We start from the raw sequence: 14,089 nt of genomic DNA, 5'->3' as shown, positions 1-14,089 counted from the left end.
CAGATGTACAAGCCGACCATTCCGCCGCCCGATCCGAACACCCGCACGCCGAAGTTCAAGCTGCCGGCGCTCGCTTGCGACGCGCATTGCCACATCTTCGGTCCGGGCTCGAAATATCCGTACGCGCCGGACCGCTCCTACACGCCGCCCGACGCGCCGCTGGAGGATTTCAAAGCACTGCATGCCAAACTCGGCGTCCAGCGCGCCGTGATCGTCAATGCCAGTGTGCACGGCGCCGACAACACCGTTGCGCTCGACGCGATCGCGCAGAGCAACGGGGCCTATCGCGCGGTGGCCAATATCGACGACACCATCACCGAGCGAGGCCTGCGCGCGCTACATGAAGGCGGTTTCCGCGGCTGCCGCTTCAATTTCGTCCGCCATCTCGGTGGCATCCCGGACAAGAGCGTGTTCGACCGGGTGATCGCGATGGTCGCGCCGCTCGGCTGGCACATCGATCTGCATTTCGACGCGATCGACCTGCCGGAATATGCCGACATGCTGGCAAAGCTGCCGGTGCGCTATACCATCGATCACATGGGACGGGTGAAGGCGGCTGAGGGGCTCGACCAGCTTCCATTCAAGATCCTGATCGACCTGATGCAGCGCGACGAGAAATGCTGGGTGAAGATTTGCGGCTCCGAGCGCGTCTCTTCCTCTGGCCCGCCTTTCACCGACGCCGTGCCGTTCGCGCGCAGGATCGTGGAAACCGCAGTCGATCGCGTCATCTGGGGCACGGATTGGCCGCATCCCAATGTCAAGGTGATGCCGAATGACGGCGACCTGGTAGACCTCATTCCGCTGTTCGCGCCGGAGGCGGAGTTCCAGCAGCAGATCCTGGTCAGCAACCCGGCCCGCCTGTTCGAGTTCGGGTAATGACGGCGCTCTCGATCGACAAGCCGCGCGGCCGCGCCTGGTGGAAGGAGCTCTGGGTCCAGGTTCTCCTCGCCATGGCGGCCGGCATCGTGCTCGGCATCGTCAATCCCGATCTCGGCGTAAAAATGCAGCCGCTCGGCGACGCCTTCATCAAGGCGATCCGCATGCTGATCGCGCCGATCATCTTCTGCACCGTCGTGCACGGCATCGCGCACATGGCCGACATGGCACGGGTCGGCCGCGTCGCCATCAAGGCGATCATCTATTTCGAGATCATGACCACGATCGCGCTGGTGATCGGCCTTGTCGCGATTAACCTGCTGAAGCCCGGCGCCGGCATGAACATCGACGCTGCCAGCATCAACACCAGCGCGATCGAGCCCTACGTCAAGCAGACCGGCGCAATCGGCTTCGTGCCATTCCTCATGAACATCCTTCCTGGCACCTTCGTCGGCGCCTTTGCTGAAGGCAACATCCTCCAGGTGCTGTTCATCTCCGTGCTGTGCGGTTTTGCCCTGGTGCAGCTCGGCGAGCGTGGAGCACCTCTGGTCAACCTGATCGACGTCACTTCAAAGATGGTATTTGCCATCGTCGGATTCGTGATGTGGGTGGCGCCGATCGGCGCATTCGGCGCCATCGCGTTCACGGTCGGCAAGTTCGGCGTCGGCTCGCTGGCCTCGCTGGGCAGGCTGCTCGGTGGCTTCTATCTTACCTGCCTGGTGTTCATCGTCGTTGCGCTCGGTCCCGTCGCGCGCTGGTGCGGCTTCAGCCTCATCAAGCTGATCCGCTACATCTGGGAAGAGTTATTGATCTGCATTGCCACGACGTCGTCGGAAACCGTATTACCGCCGATGCTCTCGAAGCTCGAAAACGCCGGTTGCGAGCGCAGCGTGGTAGGGCTCGTGATCCCCACGGGTTACTCGTTCAACCTCGACGGCACCTGCCTCTATCTCGCCGCCGCCTCGGTCTTCCTGGCGCAGGCGACCAACACGCCGCTCGGTCTCACCGAGCAGATCGAGCTGCTGCTGATCCTGCTCGTGACCTCCAAGGGCGCGGCGGGAATAGCGGGCGCCGCCTTCGTCGTCCTGGCGGCGACGCTGTCGGCGACCGGAACCATTCCGGTCGCGAGCGTCGCGCTGGTGCTCGGCATCCATCGGCTGATGTCGCAGGGGCTGACACCGACCAACCTGATCGGGAACGCGGTGGCGACCATCGCGATTGCCAGATGGGAAGGCGCGCTCGACGCGGATCGGTTGAAACGCGTGCTCGACGGCGAGGCGGTGCCGGCCGCTGGGGTGTGATGTATTGGCTGCTTGTGCTTCGCAGGGAGCAGGTCAAACTTTGAAGAGATGAAAGGGGAGTTTGTCCCATGAAGACAGGTCTAGTGATTACCGCGCATCCCGGCGATTTCGTCTGGCGCGCGGGCGGCGCGATCGCGCTGCATGCAAAGAAGGGCTACCGGATGAAGATCGTCTGCATGTCCTTCGGCGAGCGTGGCGAGAGTCAGTTCGCCTGGAAGGAAAAGGGCGCGACGCTCGAGTCGGTGAAGGCCGGCCGCAAGGACGAGGCCGAGCGCGCTGCCAAACTCCTCGGCGCCGAGATCGAGTTCTTCGATTGTGGCGACTATCCGCTCAAGCTGACGGAAGCCCATTTCGATCGCATGGTCGATATCTACCGCGAGCTCAACCCGAGCTTCGTGCTGACTCATGCGCTGGAGGATCCCTATAATTTCGACCACCCGAATGCGGCGCATTTCGCGCAAGAGACACGCGTGGTCGCGCAAGCCATGGGCCACAAGCCGGGCGCGCAGTACAAATATGCCGCGCCGCCGGTATTCCTGTTCGAGCCGCATCAGCCCGAGATGTGCAATTTCAAGCCGAACCTGATCCTGAAGATCGACGAGGTCTGGAAGGAGAAGTACGAGGCATTCCAGATCCTCGCTGCGCAGAAGCATCTCTGGGGCTACTATGAGCGCGTTGCGCTCAACCGCGGCATCCAGGGTAGCCGCAACACCGGCGTGCCGATGACCTATGGCGAGGCCTATCAGCGTCTGTTCCCGACGGTTGAGGAAGTCCTGGCATGAAGCCCGTCGTCGTTCGCAACATCAAGCGCGCCGATCACGCCGGCATGTCGGCCTATGGCGTTTCCACCGTGCACGAGGCGATGGGCCGCGTCGGCCTGATGAAGCCCTATATGCGCCCGATCTGGCCCGGCGCGCAGATCGCGGGTCCCGCCGTCACCGTGCTGGCGCAGCCCGGCGATAACTGGATGATCCATGTCGCGGTCGAGCAATGCAGGCTGGGCGATATCCTCGTGGTTGGCTGCACCACCGACAATACCGACGGCATGTTCGGCGAGCTGCTCGCAAGCTCGCTTCGTGCGCGTGGCGTACAGGGGCTCGTCATCGACGCCGGGTGCCGCGACGTAAAGGCGCTGCACGAGATGAGCTTTCCGGTGTGGTCGCGCGCCGTCTCGGCGAAGGGAACGGTCAAGGCGACGCTCGGCTCTGTCAACATTCCCGTGGTCTGCGCCGGGGTGAACGTCGAGCCCGGCGATATCGTGGTGGCCGATGACGACGGTGTCGTCGTGGTGCCGAAGCGGACCGCGACAGAGGTTGCAGAGAAGGCCAGGAAGCGCAACGCCGACGAAGGCGGCAAGCGCAACCGCCTCGCCTCGGGCGAGCTTGGCCTCGACATGTACAACATGCGCGAGGCTCTGGCGAAAGCCGGGCTCGTCTATGTTGACAATCCCGAGGACGTCTAAGCAGACGAAAAGCGGAGTGGGCTGATGGATCGTGTCAAGCTGCGGACCGTGCTCGGCAGTCATCCGCACGTGCAGGCGTTGAAGAGCGGAGAGCTCCGCTCCGACCGTTTCGATCTCGACTTCATCGAATACACGCCGACCAATACGGCGTTCAAGCCGATGGTGCGCGAGCAGGCGTTCGACGTCTGCGAGATGGCGATCGTCACGTATCTGATGGCGAAAGCCCATGGCAAGTCGCTCGTGCTTCTGCCAGCGACCATGCTCGGCCGCTTCCAGCACGCTTACGCGCTGTATAATCCTGAGCGCGGCAAGCTCGGCCCGTCCGATCTGGAAGGCAAGCGCGTTGGGATCCGGTCGTTCACCACAACGACCGGCGCCTGGATCAGGGGCATTTTGGCCAACGACTACGGTGTGAACCTGGACAAGATTGGCTGGATCACGTTCGAGGATCCGCATGTTGCCGAATATGTCGACACCACGGAACGAGCGCCGAAGGACAAGAAGATCCTCCAGATGCTGCTTGATGGCGAGCTCGACGCCGTGCTCGGCGAGACCTCGAATGATCCGCGGCTCAAGCCGCTGTTTCCCGATCCGGCCGCGGAGGCCGCGGCCTGGTACGCCCGGCGTGGCGTGGTCCCGGTCAACCATCTCGTGGTGGTGACCGAGGCTCTGGCAAAATCGCGCCCCGATATCGTCGCCGGCGTGTACGATCTCCTGAAGGCCGGCAAAGTGAAGGCGGGCCCGGCCGCGTCGCCCGATCTCCTGCCGTTCGGGGTCGAAGCGAACAGCAAGCCGCTGGAGCTGATCATCGACTATGCGTACCAGCAGGCGCTGATCCCGCGCCGCTTTGCGGTCGAGGAGCTCTTTGACGAGACCACGCGAGGGATGAACTGATGTCCGATTCCAGGCGGTGGCAGATAGGACTTGTCGGCTATGGCGAGGTCGGCAAGATCCTCGCGGAGGACTTGCGCCAGCAGGATATCAAGGTCGCGGCTTTCGACCTCAAGCTCCGGACCGAGCAGGGCGCGGCCTTGCGCAATCATGCAACGAACCACGGCGTTACGTTAGCTGCCTCGCATGCTGACCTCACCGCAAAATCCGACTTCATCGTTTCCGCGGTCACCGCGAGCCAAGCAGTCCCGGTGGCGCAAGCCTGCGCCGGCGCGATCAACCAGGGGACCTGGTTCCTCGACTTCAACTCGGCCTCGCCCGGCGCCAAGCAGCGCGCAGCCGGACTGATCGACGACGCAGGCGGACGTTATGTCGAGGGTGCGGTGATGACCTCGGTGCCCCCTTATCGCATCAAGGTGCCCTTGCTGCTCGGTGGCCCCGGCGCACGCGAGCTCGAGCCACTTCTCAACGCGATCGGCTTTGCCGCCAAAGTCGCGAGCGACAAGCTCGGCGTCTCCTCGGCGGTAAAGATGTGCCGCAGCATCATGATCAAGGGCCTGGAAGCCATGGTCATCGAGAGCTTTACGACGGCGCGCGCCTATGGCGTCGAAGATGCGGTGCTGGCCTCGCTCGCGGAAACCTTTCCCGGCATCAACTGGGAGAAGCAAGGCGCCTATTTCTTCCAGCGCGTGATCGAGCACGGCCGCCGACGCGCCGAGGAAGTGCGCGAGGTCGCCGAAACCGTGCGCGAGGCGGGGCTGACGCCATGGTCGGCGCAAGGCACCGCCGAGCGACAGGCCTGGGTCGCCGATCTCGCTGACGAAGGCCTGTTCGGTACCAAGGGCACGAAAGAGTTCGCGCGCAACGCCGACTGGCGCACTGAGGCGGACCGGATCCTGGCGCGGATCAAGCGCCGGGGCTGAATAGCACCGGCGGGCGTCGTTCAAAGACCTGCCGGCCGTTCTTGAAGCCCGCCAAAATATCCGGCAGCTCGGCGATCGCAAAACGGAAGTCACGCGTATCGAGCACGACGAGATCGGCAGGGTTGCCGATCTTGATGCCGTAATTGCCGAGGTTCATCAGGCGTGCCGGCAATTCGGTGACGAGGTCAATGCAGGTGTCGAACTCGCCGACTGATGCATGCGCGACATTGGCGTAGAAATTCGCCATCCGCAGCAGCGAGGCATCGCCGAACGGCGTGAAGGGATTGAGCACGTTGTTGGTCGCAACCGAGCACAGCACGCCGCTTGCGACGAGCTTGTGGGCCACGGTGATTCCGCGCGGCACATTGTGGGTGGCGTCGCGGCCCATCAGATAGAGATCGGTCGCGGGCAGCACCGTGACGGCGACGCCCGTTTTCGCCAGACGTTCGACCACCGGTTTCAGGCGCTCCGGCGGCAGCGCGGAGAGTTTCGTGACATGGCCGGTCGCGACGCGCCCCTGATAGCCGCGCTGTTCGGTCTGCCGGCAGACTTCGCCGAGATGCGACCAGGAGGGATCGAGGTCGAAGTCGAGGTGAAGATCGACATCGACGTCGAATTCCTGCGCGAGGTCGAAGATCCGATTAAGGTGCGCTTTCGGATCGGTGTCGGTATAGGGACAGCCGCCGATCACATCGCCGCCGTCGCGCAGCGCCTGGATCAAGAGCTCCTCAGCTCCGGGATCGTTGGTCAGTCCCTCCTGTGGAAAGACGCAGAGTGACAGATCCAGCGCCCAGGCATAGTCGCGCTTTAGCGTCTTGACGGCCTCGAAGCTGCGCAGGCCGACCCGCGGGTCGATCTCGACATGGGTGCGCATCCGCGTCGTGCCGTGAACGATCGCGCGGTCCAGCACTCTTGCGCCGCGCGCATAGACGTCCTCGACCGTGAAATCGCGCTTCATCGCCGAGACGGCGCGGATGGCGTCGGTAAGACTGCCATGATCATGTCCGCAGCGGCCGAGCAGGCAGGCCTTGTCGAGATGGATGTGGGTGTCGACGAAGCCGGGCAGAACGAGCCGGCCTTCAAGGTCGATCTCGACGGCTTCGGCCTGAAGGCGCGGCTCGATCGCGGCGATCTTGCCTTGGGAGATGCCGATATCCGCTCGAGCGGTGGCGCCGCGCATCAGCGCGTTCCGGAAGATCAGGTCGAAAGCGGTTCGGCTCGTCATGGGCACCATTCACGGCGTGAGCATCCAGGAGCGTGCCGTGCGAGGCGCCTCCGAAGTCCCAGCAGTCTAGCGAGGGAAATGTTCAAAATATATGCATGCAATCCAGCAAGCCGGGGGTAGTATTCCGCATCTTTCGGAGAAACCGCGATGTCCGTTGCCGCAAAAGCCCCAAGCAAGTCCTTGTCCGACGCCGAGATCGTGGAGGCCTATCTCACGGCCTCGATGATCCCCGATCCGGAGGCTGCGGCCGTCTACCTGGCTCCGGGCACGGTGATCACCTTCACCGGCGGGCGCGAGTTCGACCATCCGCGCGGGCCGGCTGGCTTCAACGCCAGGCGCTATCGCTGGGTCAAGAAGAAGATGGACCGGTTCGACGTCTGCCCGGGCGAGGGCGAGACCGTGGTCTACAGTGTCGGCACGCTCTACGGCGAATGGCACGACGGCACACCTTTCGAAGGCAATCGCTATGTCGATCGCTTCGTGGTGAAGGGCGGCAAGATCACCAAGATGGACGTCTGGAACGACAGCGCGGAGCGTATCCTGGTTCAGCGCGGCATCGACGCGTAGCGGTTGCGGCCGTTCAACCCTGGCGGCGCAAAAAGCCGGTGATCGTGACTTTCTCCCAGATGCCGGCCGCGGCGAAGGGATCGGCGCGGTTGAAGGCCTCGACCTCGGCCCGTCCGGGCGCCTCGATCAGGAACAGGCTGCCGATCATCTTCTCGCCGTCGTCGGAGACCAGCGGGCCGGACATCACGATTTTGACCCCGAAGCGCGAGGTGTCGCTCAGGAACGCCTTGTGCGCGTCGTAATTGGCGAGCCGGGTCGGCAATGCGTTGGCATGGTCAAGGGCGTGGATGGCAAACAGCATGATGTCTCCGCAGATGTTTTTGGGACGGCCGCATTGAACGGCCGTCCCGGTTTTCGACAGAGCGAGCCTATTTCGTGCCGAGCTTTTGCGCCTCTTCCCAGGTCGGGCAGGTGCGCTGCTCGAGTGGCACGTCGAACGGCCCGAAATTGTCCTTCGTGATGACGGTGGGCTTCAGCACGATCTCGGCGACGACGGGCTGTTCGCGCAAGTTGCGGATCGCCATCATGGTGCCGAGACAGCCCTGCGCAAACCCGTTATAGTCGCCGCTTGCGAGCAGCTTGCCGGACTTGATGGCATCGATGGCTTCCTTGGTGCCGTTGATACCGATCACCTGCGCTTTCCGGTTGGCGCCATCCAGCGCCTCGATTGCGCCGACCGCCATGGCGTCGTTGGCGGCGAGCACCCCGTCGATCTGCGAGTTCGATTGCATCAGGTTTTCCATCACCTGGAGCGCCTGGAGCCGCTGATAATTGCCGGGCTGCGAGGCCAGAAGTTTCGCGCCCGGGGTTTCCTTCAGCGCATCGTTAAAGCCGCGGACGCGGTCGACATTGGTCAGCGAGCCCTTGACGCCCTCGATGATGACGATGTTGCCCTTGCCACCGAGCGTCTTCAGCAGATAGCGCGCGGTCTCGAGCCCGAGGCTGTAGTCGTCGGCGCCGACGAAGGAGACGAACTTGCCTCCGGCGGAGCGATCGGTGATGTTGACCACCGGAATTTTGGCGTCGTTGATCTTCTCGACACCAGGCACCATCGCCTTGTAGTCGACGGGAATGAAGACGATCGCACTGGGCTTCTTCACGACGACGTCCTCGATCTGGCTGAGTTGCTCGGGGATGGAGTCCGGCTTGGTCGGAATATATTGCAACGTCTTGGCATTCAGCGCCTTGGCCGCTACTTCGGCACCGACGCGCACCGTCTGGAAATAGGGGTTGGTCTGGTTCTTTGTAAACACGGCGATGGTTTCGCCGTCGGCATAAGCCGGTGCCGCGAATGTGACCGCAAGAAGCGGCAGTGCAAGATAGCCCAGTCTCTGTTTCATATTGTCTCCATCCCTCATTTTGGTTTGTTGGATCGGTTGCGACGAACTCATTGCGTGCGGCGACGGGTCTTCATGTCGAGCCAGACAGCGAGAATGACGATGATGCCGGTAACGAGCGGCTGCCAGTTGGCGCTGACCGACAAGAGATTCATGCCGTTCAGCACCAGCGTCAGGATCAGCGCGCCGACGAAGGTGCCGAATACCGTGCCGATGCCGCCGAACAGCGAGGTGCCGCCGATCAGCACGGCCGCGATCGCGGGCAGCGTCAGGCTTTCGCCGATGTCGGCCTCGGCCGAATTGAGCCGTGACAGGAAGATGATCGACGCAAGCCCCGCCATGGTGCCGGAGACGGCATAGACCAGCAGCAGCCGGCGCGCGACCGGAATTCCGGAGAGCCGCGCAGCAACCGGGTTGGCACCGATCGCATAGATCTCCTGGCCCCAGATGGTCCGCTGCGCGAACAGCGTGCCGATCGCAAGGAAGATCAGCAGAAGGTAGAGCGGGATTGGCAGGCCGAGGAGATAGCCGCTGCCGATCTGCCGGAAGCCCGCGGGGAAGCCGTGAATGGTGTCGCCGGCCATGTACCAATAAGTGAGGCCGTTCAGCACCCAGAGCATGCCGTAGGTGGCGATGAAGGAGGGGATGCGCAGCGCCGTCACCATGACGCCGTTAAGGAGACCAACGACGCCCCCGACCACCAGCGCGGTGAGAACGCCCAGCACGGGAGAGCCGGTCTGATGGATCACGGTGCCGGCGAGACAGGCTGAGAGAGCGACATTGGCGCCAACGGAGAGGTCGAGGCCGGCGGTCAGGACCACCAGCGTCAGGCCTGAGGCAATGAAGAAGGTCAGGCTTGCCTGCCGCAGCACGTTGAGGATGTTTCCGAGGCTCAGGAAGGAGTCACTGAGGACAGCGAGCACCGCGCAGATCAGCAGTGCCGCGAGCAAGCGGTAGAAACCTGGATCGCGTCCTGCGACAGGAAGGAGCGGGGCGTCGAGAGGGCCTCCTTGGTGATGTCGGTCATGCGCGGTTCCTGATGCCGTCCAGGAACAGCGCGACGATGACGAGAACGCCGACGCTCGCGACCTGCACCGAGGACGGCAGCGAGATCAGATTGAGGCCGTTACGCAGGACGCCGACGGCGATGACGCCGAGCACGGTGCCGAGCAGCCAGCCATTGCCGCGCTCGAAGGAGGTGCCGCCAACCGCAACCGCCGCGATCGCATCGAATTCGAGGCCGAGACCGGCAGTCGGGTGGCCGGAATTCATGCGCGCGGTCATCAAGAGGCCTGCGACCCCGGCCATGGTGCCGCCGAGCGCGTAGACGGCGATCAGCAGCCGGTTCGGCGAGAGGCCGGCATATCTCAGCGCCTCTCGGTTTCCGCCGAGCGCGAAGATGTAGGTGCCGAAGCGGGTGTGATAGAGCAGGGCATGGAAGAACGCGTAGGTCGCGAGCGCCATCACGATCGGCAAGGGCACGCCAAGAAGCGTGGATGAGTAGATGTCACGCACACTGTGCGGGATGCCGACCACGCTCTGGCCGTCAGAGACGATCAGCGACAGGCCCTGCGCCATGCCGAGTGTGCCGAGCGTCGCGACGAAGGGCGGTATTCCGAGGATCGCGACCAGCCAGCCATTGATCGTGCCGAAGGCCGCACCGACCAGCACGCCGGCACCAAGACCCAGCAGCATCGACTTGGTCGCGAGCGACACGATGGCGACGCAGAGTGAGGTCAGCGTCAGCACCGCGCCCATCGAGAGGTCCAGGCCTTCGGTCATGATGATCAGCGTCATCGGCAGCGCGAGCATGGTCAGGATCGTCGACTGCACCAGCACGTTGGAGAGGTTGGCGACCGACAGGAAGCCGGGGGCGATCGCCCCGAACAGCGCGACCAGGAGCACGAGCACGATGGCGACGCCGGGAATGCGCTGGAGCGGATTTGGTTGCGAAATGACCGCGGCCTCATGCATGGTGCATCCCCAGTCGCACGATGTTCTCCTCGGTCAGTTCATTGCGCGCCAGATGCCCGGCGATGCGGCCCTCGCGCATCACGTAGGCGCGGTCGCAGACATGGCAGATCTCGACCTGCTCGGACGAGATCATCAGCGCAGCCGCGCCCTCGGCGACCAGCCGGTCGATCAGGGCAAAGATTTCGGACTTGGCGCCGATGTCGATGCCGCGTGTCGGCTCGTCGAAAATGAAGAGCTTCGCGCCGGCAGCCAGCCACTTGCCGATCACGACTTTCTGCTGGTTGCCGCCAGAGAGCAGGCCGACGGTCTGGCGGGCGCTCGGCGTCGCGATCCTGAGCTGCCGGATCAGGTTGTCGGACGTGCGTTGCGCGCTACGCTGATCGAACAGGCCGCTTGGAAACAACTTTCGCAGCGCCGAGACCACGAGATTGTCGCCGACCGAGCGGAGCAGTGCGAGGCCCTCGCTCTTCCGGCTTTCCGGGATCAGGGCGATGCCGCGGCGTGCCGCGACGTCGGGTTCGCCGGAGATGGTCTTGCCGTCAAAGATGATCTCGCCGGAGGTCACGGGATCGGCGCCGAAGATCGCGCGCGCGACTTCGCTGCGGCCCGAGCCGACGAGGCCGCAGAGACCGACGATCTCGCCCTGGCGTACCTCGATGTCGATCTCGGAAATACCGGTCGGTGAGGTCAGGCCCTTGACGCTGAGCAGCACCTCGCCGGGCTTGTCGGCGAAGTTGCGCGGATAGGTCATGTCGACGGTGCGGCCGACCATCATGCGCACGAGCTGGTCGGGCGTGACGTCGGCCGGCCTGACGCCGTCGATACGCCGGCCGTCGCGCAGGATGGTGATGCGGTCGCCAAGCGCGAACACCTCGGCCATGCGGTGCGAGATATACACGATGGCAACCCCATCGGCCTTTAGCCGTGCGATCAGCGCGAACAGGAGCTCGGTTTCGCGGTCTGACAGCGCCGCAGTCGGCTCGTCCATGACCAGGATGCGCGCATTCTGGCTGATCGCCTTGGCGATTTCGACCATCTGCTGCTGCGCGACGCCGAGCTTGTCGACGGTGACAGAGGGGTCGATCTCGAAGCCGATGGTGTCGAGCACGCGCTTGGCGTCGGCTAAAATCCTGCGGCGGTCGATGGTGCCGGGAATGCGACCCTTCGGCTCGCGGCCGAGGAAGATGTTTTGAGCGATGTCGAGATGGGGGACGAGCGAGAATTCCTGGAAGATGACGGCGATGCCGAGCATCTGCGCATCCGTGGTCGAGGCGATCGCGGCCTTTTGGCCCTTGTAGTAGAATTCGCCGGCGTCGGCTCGGTAGGCTCCGCACAGCACCTTCATCAGGCTCGACTTGCCGGCACCGTTCTCGCCCAGCAGCATATGGACCTCGCCGGGAAACACGGCAAAGGACACGTCGTCCAGCGCCTTGACGCCCGGAAACTCCTTGCTGATGCCGCGCAGCTCGAGCAGCGGTGTGTCAGCCTCCTCCATCGTCCGTCCTCTCCAAAAAGCTCGGCTTGCCGGACTCTTGTCGGTCCTTTCAGCCGTGATCCGGCTTAAGCAGCTCTTGCGCCGCTCGCAACCTGCTTCAGGCCGAAATCATAGTTGAGATGGAAATATTCGCTGTCCACCATGCGACCATCCGGCGCACGGCCGGCCGGATGACGGACGAACTCGCGGATCAGGCTATCCTTGACGCCGAACACCACGTCGCTGTCGAGGTACTGGTCGCCGGCGACGAACACATGCGTCACGAGCTGTTCGAAGCCGGGCGCGGAGATCATGAAATGCACATGCGCGGGACGCCAGGGATGTCGGCCCTGCGCCTCCAGCATTTCGCCGACTGGCCCGTCATGTGGGATCGGGTAGGCGGCGGGCTTGATCGACCAGAAATGGAAGCGGCCGTTCTGGTCGGTGTGGAAGCGCGCGCGCATCGCGAGATCGCCGATCTTGTCGAGCTGCTGCACGTCGTAATAGCCATCGTCGTCGGAGTGCCAGACATCGACCACGGCGCCCGCGAGCGGCCGGCCGTCGACGGCCGAGACCGAACCGGTGACCAGCATCGGATCACCTTCCATCTTGCCCGAGATGTTCTCGCCGCGGGTCTTCTCCGGAGCGGCTTGCACGAAGAAGGGGCCCAGCACCGTGGTCTCGGTCGCGCCTTCCGGCACTGGATGGTTGATGGCGTCGACCAGCATGGAGACGCCGAGCGTGTCCGACAGCAGGATGAACTCCTGGCGCTTGTCGTCGCACATGTGGCCGGTGCGGGTGAGGAAGTCGATGCCGTACTCCCATTCCTTCTGGGTGGGCCGGACCTCGCGCACGAAGGCATGAAGGTGGCGCACCAGCGCCTCGCTCACTTGCTTGACGCGCGGATCGGTCGCGCCCGTGATCCGCTCCAGCACGGCGTCGGTGATCGTGTTCTCGTTGAAGTTACGCAACGTTGCCTCCGTTGATCAGAGTTTTGGCTCGCCAAGCCCGGACAGCCGTTCCAGGTGCTTGACGGTCGCGATGAAGTCGGTCTCGCCGTCGCCCTGCGCGACCAGCGAGCCGTAGGTCTCGCGCACCTGCGCTGCGAGTTGCAGCGGGACGCCGACGGCATGGCCGGCACCAAGGATCAGATCGAGATCCTTGGCCATCTGCTTGCAGGAGAATGTCGACTCGAAATCGCGGGTCCTGAGCGGCGCGGTCTTGTACTTCACCATGGGCGAGGCAACCGCGCTGTCATCGAGCACCTTCAGAATGTCCTGCCAGGCGATTCCGCCCTTGCGCGCGAGCGCGAGGCTCTCGGCCATCATGGCGGCCGACACCGCAATCATCAGGTTGACAGCGAGTTTTGCGTAGCGCGCCTCTTCGCCGGGCCCGAGATATGACTGCGCACGGGTGAAAGTTGCGAACAGCGGCTTTGCGGCCTCGAAAGTGTCCTTCGGGCCCGAGACGAAGCAGGTCAGCGCGCCCGTGTGGACGATGCTGGCATTGCCCGAGACCGGTGCACGCAGATAGGCGACACCGCGCGCCTGTGCCGCGGCACCAACCTCAGCGGAGGCCTCCGCGCTGACTGTGCTGGTCTCGATCAGCACGGCTCCCGGCGCCATCGAGCCGATCAGGCCGGTTGGGCCGAGCATCACGGCGCGCAGCGCAGCATCGTCGGGCAGGGAAGTGATCACAGCGGCCCGGCCGCTGACTGCGTCAGTCGGTGACGCCGCAACAGCGATGCCCTGTTCACGTGCGGCAGCGATACGAGCCGCACTTGGGTCGAAGGCGGTCACGGCACAGCCGGCCTTGGCGACGAGCGTCGACATCGGCAGGCCCATCTTGCCGATGCCGATGAAAGCGATGTTTCTCGAAGAGTCTGTCATTCTTGTTGTCCATTGGCGCCTCAGGCGGCGCGTCCCTGTCGTTCGATGTCCTGCACCAGCCGCCGCCCGGATTGCGCGAGCAGCTCCTTCTTCGGCTCCAGCCCGTCGACCAGAAGCCTGCTGTTCCGCTTCTTCCAGACGCCGTCGATCATCACGGCCTCGATATTGGC

At 63.9% G+C, this 14,089-nt stretch carries 14 protein-coding genes and 2 pseudogenes; 7 read left to right on the top strand and 9 right to left on the bottom strand.

The window, feature by feature from the left end; translation table 11 throughout:
• The first annotated feature begins 3 nt into the window (after nt 1-3).
• The 6 genes from SO139_RS11730 (at nt 4) to SO139_RS11705 (ending at nt 5,453) form a co-directional block, all read left to right on the top strand.
• Entirely contained in the window at nt 4-876 is an 873-nt protein-coding gene (locus SO139_RS11730) for an amidohydrolase family protein (protein WP_449378817.1), read from the top strand.
• On the top strand, nt 876-2,177 hold the full coding sequence (gene dctA, locus SO139_RS11725) for a C4-dicarboxylate transporter DctA (protein WP_449378816.1): 1,302 nt from the start codon (nt 876-878) through the stop codon (nt 2,175-2,177). The genes SO139_RS11730 and dctA overlap by 1 nt, the downstream gene beginning before the upstream one ends.
• A gap of 68 nt (nt 2,178-2,245) precedes the next feature.
• Nucleotides 2,246-2,959, top strand: coding sequence for a PIG-L deacetylase family protein (locus SO139_RS11720; protein WP_449378815.1), 714 nt, complete (start codon nt 2,246-2,248; stop codon nt 2,957-2,959).
• Nucleotides 2,956-3,639, top strand: coding sequence for a 4-carboxy-4-hydroxy-2-oxoadipate aldolase/oxaloacetate decarboxylase (locus SO139_RS11715; protein WP_449378814.1), 684 nt, complete (start codon nt 2,956-2,958; stop codon nt 3,637-3,639). Before SO139_RS11720 ends, SO139_RS11715 begins: the two co-directional genes overlap by 4 nt.
• Nucleotides 3,640-3,663: 24 nt before the next feature.
• On the top strand, nt 3,664-4,533 hold the full coding sequence (locus SO139_RS11710; RefSeq protein WP_449378813.1) for a substrate-binding domain-containing protein: 870 nt from the start codon (nt 3,664-3,666) through the stop codon (nt 4,531-4,533).
• Entirely contained in the window at nt 4,533-5,453 is a 921-nt protein-coding gene (locus SO139_RS11705; RefSeq protein WP_449378812.1) for a DUF1932 domain-containing protein, read from the top strand. Before SO139_RS11710 ends, SO139_RS11705 begins: the two co-directional genes overlap by 1 nt.
• On the opposite strand, the gene SO139_RS11700 is transcribed toward SO139_RS11705, so the two are convergent.
• Entirely contained in the window at nt 5,437-6,678 is a 1,242-nt protein-coding gene (locus SO139_RS11700; RefSeq protein WP_449378811.1) for an amidohydrolase family protein, read from the bottom strand. The genes SO139_RS11705 and SO139_RS11700 overlap by 17 nt on opposite strands.
• Nucleotides 6,679-6,825: 147 nt before the next feature.
• On the opposite strand from SO139_RS11700, the gene SO139_RS11695 reads away from it, so the two are divergent.
• A complete protein-coding gene (locus tag SO139_RS11695; protein ID WP_449378810.1) occupies nt 6,826-7,245 on the top strand; it encodes a nuclear transport factor 2 family protein in 420 nt (139 codons plus the stop codon).
• A 13-nt stretch (nt 7,246-7,258) separates the two neighbouring features.
• On the opposite strand, the gene SO139_RS11690 is transcribed toward SO139_RS11695, so the two are convergent.
• The 8 genes and pseudogenes from SO139_RS11690 to SO139_RS11655 form a co-directional block, all read right to left on the bottom strand.
• On the bottom strand, nt 7,259-7,546 hold the full coding sequence (locus tag SO139_RS11690; protein ID WP_449378809.1) for a YciI family protein: 288 nt from the start codon (nt 7,544-7,546) through the stop codon (nt 7,259-7,261).
• 67 nt (nt 7,547-7,613) lie between these two features.
• Nucleotides 7,614-8,585 carry a sugar ABC transporter substrate-binding protein gene (locus SO139_RS11685; RefSeq protein ID WP_449378808.1) on the bottom strand — a complete coding sequence of 324 codons (972 nt, stop codon included), beginning with the start codon at nt 8,583-8,585 and terminating at the stop codon, nt 7,614-7,616.
• Nucleotides 8,586-8,632: 47 nt separating this feature from the next.
• Nucleotides 8,633-9,609: pseudogene (locus SO139_RS11680) on the bottom strand (ABC transporter permease).
• Nucleotides 9,606-10,556 (bottom strand): ABC transporter permease, encoded by a 951-nt coding sequence (locus tag SO139_RS11675; protein ID WP_449378806.1) that lies wholly within the window; start codon nt 10,554-10,556, stop codon nt 9,606-9,608. The pseudogene SO139_RS11680 and the gene SO139_RS11675 overlap by 4 nt, the downstream one beginning before the upstream one ends.
• A complete protein-coding gene (locus tag SO139_RS11670) occupies nt 10,549-12,051 on the bottom strand; it encodes a sugar ABC transporter ATP-binding protein (RefSeq protein ID WP_449378805.1) in 1,503 nt (500 codons plus the stop codon). Before SO139_RS11670 ends, SO139_RS11675 begins: the two co-directional genes overlap by 8 nt.
• A gap of 65 nt (nt 12,052-12,116) precedes the next feature.
• A complete protein-coding gene (locus SO139_RS11665) occupies nt 12,117-13,001 on the bottom strand; it encodes an intradiol ring-cleavage dioxygenase (protein ID WP_449378804.1) in 885 nt (294 codons plus the stop codon).
• Between the two features lie 15 nt (nt 13,002-13,016).
• Nucleotides 13,017-13,919: an NAD(P)-dependent oxidoreductase gene (locus SO139_RS11660; protein ID WP_449378803.1), complete on the bottom strand. Its 903-nt coding sequence runs from the start codon at nt 13,917-13,919 to the stop codon at nt 13,017-13,019.
• Between the two features lie 20 nt (nt 13,920-13,939).
• Nucleotides 13,940-14,089, bottom strand: a pseudogene (locus SO139_RS11655) (amidohydrolase family protein); the annotation flags it as partial.

This window comes from Bradyrhizobium sp. UFLA05-89 (genome assembly GCF_059803475.1).
The sequence above is the reverse complement of the archived record's forward strand: the minus strand, read 5'-3'. Positions and strand labels throughout refer to the sequence as shown.

Coding starts and splice junctions, on each gene's coding strand:
- SO139_RS11675 (WP_449378806.1), bottom strand. CDS start 10,556: ATGCATGAGGCCGCGGTCATTTCGCAACCAAATCCGCTCCAGCGCATT.
- SO139_RS11710 (WP_449378813.1), top strand. CDS start 3,664: ATGGATCGTGTCAAGCTGCGGACCGTGCTCGGCAGTCATCCGCACGTG.
- SO139_RS11705 (WP_449378812.1), top strand. CDS start 4,533: ATGTCCGATTCCAGGCGGTGGCAGATAGGACTTGTCGGCTATGGCGAG.
- SO139_RS11700 (WP_449378811.1), bottom strand. CDS start 6,678: ATGACGAGCCGAACCGCTTTCGACCTGATCTTCCGGAACGCGCTGATG.
- SO139_RS11720 (WP_449378815.1), top strand. CDS start 2,246: ATGAAGACAGGTCTAGTGATTACCGCGCATCCCGGCGATTTCGTCTGG.
- SO139_RS11660 (WP_449378803.1), bottom strand. CDS start 13,919: ATGACAGACTCTTCGAGAAACATCGCTTTCATCGGCATCGGCAAGATG.
- SO139_RS11715 (WP_449378814.1), top strand. CDS start 2,956: ATGAAGCCCGTCGTCGTTCGCAACATCAAGCGCGCCGATCACGCCGGC.
- SO139_RS11670 (WP_449378805.1), bottom strand. CDS start 12,051: ATGGAGGAGGCTGACACACCGCTGCTCGAGCTGCGCGGCATCAGCAAG.
- SO139_RS11695 (WP_449378810.1), top strand. CDS start 6,826: ATGTCCGTTGCCGCAAAAGCCCCAAGCAAGTCCTTGTCCGACGCCGAG.
- dctA (WP_449378816.1), top strand. CDS start 876: ATGACGGCGCTCTCGATCGACAAGCCGCGCGGCCGCGCCTGGTGGAAG.
- SO139_RS11730 (WP_449378817.1), top strand. CDS start 4: ATGTACAAGCCGACCATTCCGCCGCCCGATCCGAACACCCGCACGCCG.
- SO139_RS11690 (WP_449378809.1), bottom strand. CDS start 7,546: ATGCTGTTTGCCATCCACGCCCTTGACCATGCCAACGCATTGCCGACC.
- SO139_RS11685 (WP_449378808.1), bottom strand. CDS start 8,585: ATGAAACAGAGACTGGGCTATCTTGCACTGCCGCTTCTTGCGGTCACA.